Below are 5,581 nucleotides of genomic sequence, written 5' to 3'. Positions count from 1 at the left end.
TTGTCCGGCGGCGTCCTACTCTCCCACAACCTCTCGGTTGCAGTACCATCGGCGCTGAAAGGCTTAACTTCCGGGTTCGGTATGGGACCGGGTGTTTCCCGTTTCGCTATGGCCGCCGTAACTCTTTCAACCCTCACAAACCTGTTTCCAGATTTATCTGGTGGTTTGTTGGTTGGGATCTGTCTAGTGGACGCGAACATGCAACTCGATCTGTTGACCTGAGTGGTCTGAGTGAGTGTGGTGTGTTCGTCTTGTGCGCGGGTGTCGTACTGCCACAGTCATACCTGTGATGGTGCCTGTGATGGTGTTTGTGGTGTTTTGTACGGTGTTGGGACAAGCCCTCGGCCTATTAGTACCGGTCGGCTGGGCATTGCTGCTGTACACCTCCGGCCTATCAACCCCATGTTCTGTGGGGGGCCTTACCCACTTACGTGGTGGGAAACCTCATCTTGAAACGTGCTTCCCGCTTAGATGCATTCAGCGGTTATCACTTCCGAACGTAGCCAACCAGCCGTGCTCCTGGCGGAACAACTGGCACACCAGAGGTTCGTCCATCCCGGTCCTCTCGTACTAGGGACAGCCTTTCTCAAGTTTCCTGCGCGCGCGGCGGATAGGGACCGAACTGTCTCACGACGTTCTAAACCCAGCTCGCGTGCCGCTTTAATGGGCGAACAGCCCAACCCTTGGGACCTACTCCAGCCCCAGGATGCGACGAGCCGACATCGAGGTGCCAAACCATCCCGTCGATATGGACTCTTGGGGAAGATCAGCCTGTTATCCCCGGGGTACCTTTTATCCGTTGAGTGACCACGCTTCCACATGCCGTGGCCAGATCACTAGTTCCGACTTTCGTCCCTGCTCGACATGTCTGTCTCACAGTCAAGCTCCCTTGTGCACTTACACTCGCCACCTGATTGCCAACCAGGCTGAGGGAACCTTTGAGCGCCTCCGTTACATTTTAGGAGGCAACCGCCCCAGTTAAACTACCCATCAGGCACTGTCCCTGATCCAGATAATGGACCTAGGTTAGACATCTAGTACGACCAGAGTGGTATTTCAACGTTGACTCCACAACCACTGGCGTGATCGCTTCACAGTCTCCCACCTATCCTACACAAGCCGTACCAAACACCAATACCAAACTATAGTAAAGGTCCCGGGGTCTTTCCGTCCTGCCGCGCGTAACGAGCATCTTTACTCGTAGTGCAATTTCGCCGAGTCCATGGTTGAGACAGTAGGGAAGTCGTTACTCCATTCGTGCAGGTCGGAACTTACCCGACAAGGAATTTCGCTACCTTAGGATGGTTATAGTTACCACCGCCGTTTACTGGGGCTTAAATTCTCAGCTTCGACACTTGCGTGTCTAACCGGTCCTCTTAACCTTCCAGCACCGGGCAGGAGTCAGTCCGTATACATCGTCTTACAACTTCGCACGGACCTGTGTTTTTAGTAAACAGTCGCTTCCCCCTGGTCTCTGCGGCCCTTCACGCTTCCCCCAGCAAGTGGGTTCACGATCCGGGCCCCCCTTCTCCCGAAGTTACGGGGGCATTTTGCCGAGTTCCTTAACCATGGTTGTCTCGATCGCCTTAGTATTCTCTACTTGATCACCTGAGTCGGTTTGGGGTACGGGCGGCTCGTTGCTCGCTAGAGGTTTTTCTCGACAGCATAGGATCACCCACTTCGCCATACGGCTCCGCGTCACGTCTCAGACTCCACACTGAAGTGGATGGTGCGGATTTGCCTACACCACGTCCTACGCGCTTGCCCACAGACAACCATCGCTGTGGTTGGGCTACCTTCCTGTGTCACCCCATCGCTTGACTACTACCAGCTCGGGTCCCACGCTCCACACACCAGCCTCGCCCCGAAGGGTCCGGTCCGATGAGCTTCGGGTGGTTAGCATCACCAGGTTCGTCATGGGCGCAACTTCGCCGGTACGGGAATATCAACCCGTTGTCCATCGACTACGCCTGTCGGCCTCGCCTTAGGTCCCGACTTACCCAGGGCAGATTAGCTTGACCCTGGAACCCTTGATCATTCGGCGCACGGGTTTCTCACCCGTGATTCGCTACTCATGCCTGCATTCTCACTCGTGTGGCCTCCACACCTGGATCACTCCGGCGCTTCACTGCCCACACGACGCTCCCCTACCCATCCAGCACACTGAACACCCATCAAGTGGATGCTGATGTATCTGCTGAATGCCATAGCTTCGGCGGATGACTTGAGCCCCGCTACATTGTCGGCGCGGAATCACTTGACCAGTGAGCTATTACGCACTCTTTCAAGGGTGGCTGCTTCCAAGCCAACCTCCTGGTTGTCAATGCGACTCCACATCCTTTTCCACTTAGTCACCGCTTAGGGGCCTTAGCTGATGGTCTGGGCTGTTTCCCTCTCGACTACGGAGCTTATCCCCCGCAGTCTCACTGCTGCGCTCTCACTTACCGGCATTCGGAGTTTGGCTAACGTCAGTAACCTTGTAGGGCCCATTAGCTATCCAGTGCTCTACCTCCGGCAAGAAACACGCAACGCTGCACCTAAATGCATTTCGGGGAGAACCAGCTATCACGAAGTTTGATTGGCCTTTCACCCCTATCCACAGGTCATCCCCTCAGTTTTCAACCTAAGTGGGTTCGGTCCTCCACGTCGTCTTACCGACGCTTCAACCTGCCCATGGATAGATCACTTCGCTTCGGGTCTTGAGCGCGCTACTGAATCGCCCTATTCGGACTCGCTTTCGCTACGGCTTCCCCACACGGGTTAACCTCGCAACACACCGCAAACTCGCAGGCTCATTCTTCAAAAGGCACGCCGTCACCCCCACCTGAGCAAGCTCAGACATAAGGCTCCGACGGATTGTAGGCACACGGTTTCAGGTACTATTTCACTCCCCGCCAGGGGTACTTTTCACCTTTCCCTCACGGTACTTGTCCGCTATCGGTCATCAAGGAGTATTTAGGCTTAACGGGTGGTCCCGCCAGATTCACACGGAATTTCAGGGGTTCCGTGTTACTTGGGATGATGCTCCAGAGCCAGTGCCTTACGTCTACGGGCCTATCACCCTCTACGGTGCGGCTTTCCAACCGACTTCGACTTCCACACTGGTTTCTTACTCTGCACCTCACCGGCAGATGAGATCGAGCAGTCCCACAACCCCACGCCTGCAACCCCTGCCGGGTATCACACAGACATGGTTTGGCCTCATCCGATTTCGCTCGCCACTACTCTCGGAATCACTATTGTTTTCTCTTCCTGTCGGTACTGAGATGTTTCACTTCCCGACGTTCCCTCCACACACCCTATGTGTTCAGGTGCAGGTAACACGACATGACTCGTGCTGGGTTTCCCCATTCGGACACCCCCGGATCACAGCTTGGTTGCCAACTCCCCAGGGCTTATCGCAGGCTCCAACGTCCTTCATCGGCTCTTGATGCCAAGGCATCCACCATGTGCCCTTCATAGCTTGTCTCAACAACGTCAGAACAACACACACCCCAACGCAGCCGACACAAACACAAAAGACAACAACCAACACCCACCCCAATCAAAGGAAGATGCCGGCCTTCACACAACGATGCGACCACTCCCCAAGGAATAGGGAACAAACCAGCCGCATCTACAAACTCATTAAACGAATTGCTCTAGACAACACAACACTAGAAGGAAAACCCTCGAAGGTCATGTCGCCAGATGCTCGCGTCCACTATGCAGATCTCAAACAACAACCCCACCAACCCCCTCACACACAGACCCGCCCGCGATTAGCGAACAGACCCTTGACGTGCACTCGGGCGAAGGAGGACCAGAACAACCAGAACCACAGACCACCAGACTCACGTCCAGTACTCCAGGCGCCTGATTCTTCAGGACCCAACAGTGTGCTCAACCACGCCCCCGACCAATGCCGGGCAGCGCGACCAGGACCAGCCACCACACGAGAAAACCCGCGCAGCAAACCAGCCTGACAGTCGACGTTCCACTAGTGAGACACCACCATGCGCCACCAGACATCACTGAACCGTGTGGCCAGCTAGCTGATGGTCGGGGTGTGTGCTCCTTAGAAAGGAGGTGATCCAGCCGCACCTTCCGGTACGGCTACCTTGTTACGACTTCGTCCCAATCGCCAGCCCCACCTTCGACGGCTCCCTCCACAAGGGTTGGGCCACCGGCTTCGGGTGTTGCCGACTTTCGTGACGTGACGGGCGGTGTGTACAAGGCCCGGGAACGTATTCACCGCAGCGTTGCTGATCTGCGATTACTAGCGACTCCGACTTCATGGGGTCGAGTTGCAGACCCCAATCCGAACTGAGACCGGCTTTTTGGGATTCGCTCCCCCTCACGGGATCGCAGCCCTTTGTACCGGCCATTGTAGCATGCGTGAAGCCCTGGACATAAGGGGCATGATGACTTGACGTCATCCCCACCTTCCTCCGAGTTGACCCCGGCAGTCTCCTATGAGTCCCCACCATTACGTGCTGGCAACATAGAACGAGGGTTGCGCTCGTTGCGGGACTTAACCCAACATCTCACGACACGAGCTGACGACAGCCATGCACCACCTGTACACCCCCAAAAGAAGCCCCATCTCTGGAGCGGCAGGGTGTATGTCAAACCCAGGTAAGGTTCTTCGCGTTGCATCGAATTAATCCGCATGCTCCGCCGCTTGTGCGGGCCCCCGTCAATTCCTTTGAGTTTTAGCCTTGCGGCCGTACTCCCCAGGCGGGGCGCTTAATGCGTTAGCTGCGGCACGGAATCCGTGGAATGGACCCCACACCTAGCGCCCAACGTTTACGGTGTGGACTACCAGGGTATCTAATCCTGTTCGCTCCCCACACTTTCGCTCCTCAGCGTCAGGTCATGCCCAGAGAACCGCCTTCGCCACCGGTGTTCCTCCTGATATCTGCGCATTTCACCGCTACACCAGGAATTCCGTTCTCCCCTGCATACCTCTAGTCTGCCCGTATCGAAAGCAAGCCAGGTGTTAAGCACCTGGTTTTCACTCCCGACGCGACAAACCGCCTACGAGCCCTTTACGCCCAATAATTCCGGACAACGCTCGCACCCTACGTATTACCGCGGCTGCTGGCACGTAGTTGGCCGGTGCTTCTTTAGTAGGTACCGTCACTTGCGCTTCGTCCCTACCGAAAGAGGTTTACAACCCGAAGGCCGTCATCCCTCACGCGGCGTTGCTGGATCAGGCTTCCGCCCATTGTCCAATATTCCCCACTGCTGCCTCCCGTAGGAGTCTGGGCCGTGTCTCAGTCCCAGTGTGACCGGTCACCCTCTCAGGCCGGCTACCCGTCGAAGCCATGGTGAGCCATTACCTCACCATCAAGCTGATAGGCCGCGAGCACATCCCTGGCCGAAAAACTTTCCACCACCATCGCATGCACGAAGTGGTCATATCCGGTATTAATCACCGTTTCCGGTGGCTATCCCGAAGCCAAGGGCAGATTACTCACGTGTTACTCACCCGTTCGCCGCTCGAGTACCACCGAAGTGGCCTTTCCGCTCGACTTGCATGTGTTAAGCACGCCGCCAGCGTTCGTCCTGAGCCAGGATCAAACTCTCCATCGAAAAA

General features: G+C 56.1%; 3 rRNA genes. All 3 read right to left on the bottom strand.

Annotated features, from left to right (window positions below):
• Positions 1–2: 2 nt before the first annotated feature.
• Positions 3–120: ribosomal RNA gene (gene rrf / locus JI751_RS20720) — 5S ribosomal RNA — on the bottom strand.
• Between the two features lie 209 nt (positions 121–329).
• A 23S ribosomal RNA gene (locus JI751_RS20715) occupies positions 330–3,469 on the bottom strand.
• Between the two features lie 592 nt (positions 3,470–4,061).
• Positions 4,062–5,577, bottom strand: a 16S ribosomal RNA gene (locus tag JI751_RS20710).
• Together the 16S, 23S and 5S rRNA genes form the textbook arrangement of a ribosomal RNA operon.
• Between the last annotated feature and the right edge of the window lie 4 nt (positions 5,578–5,581).

It is taken from the genome of Nocardioides baculatus (assembly GCF_016735675.1).
GTDB lineage: Bacteria > Actinomycetota > Actinomycetes > Propionibacteriales > Nocardioidaceae > Nocardioides > Nocardioides baculatus.
Note: the sequence above shows the minus strand (reverse complement) of the source record. Positions and strands in the feature narration are given on the sequence as shown.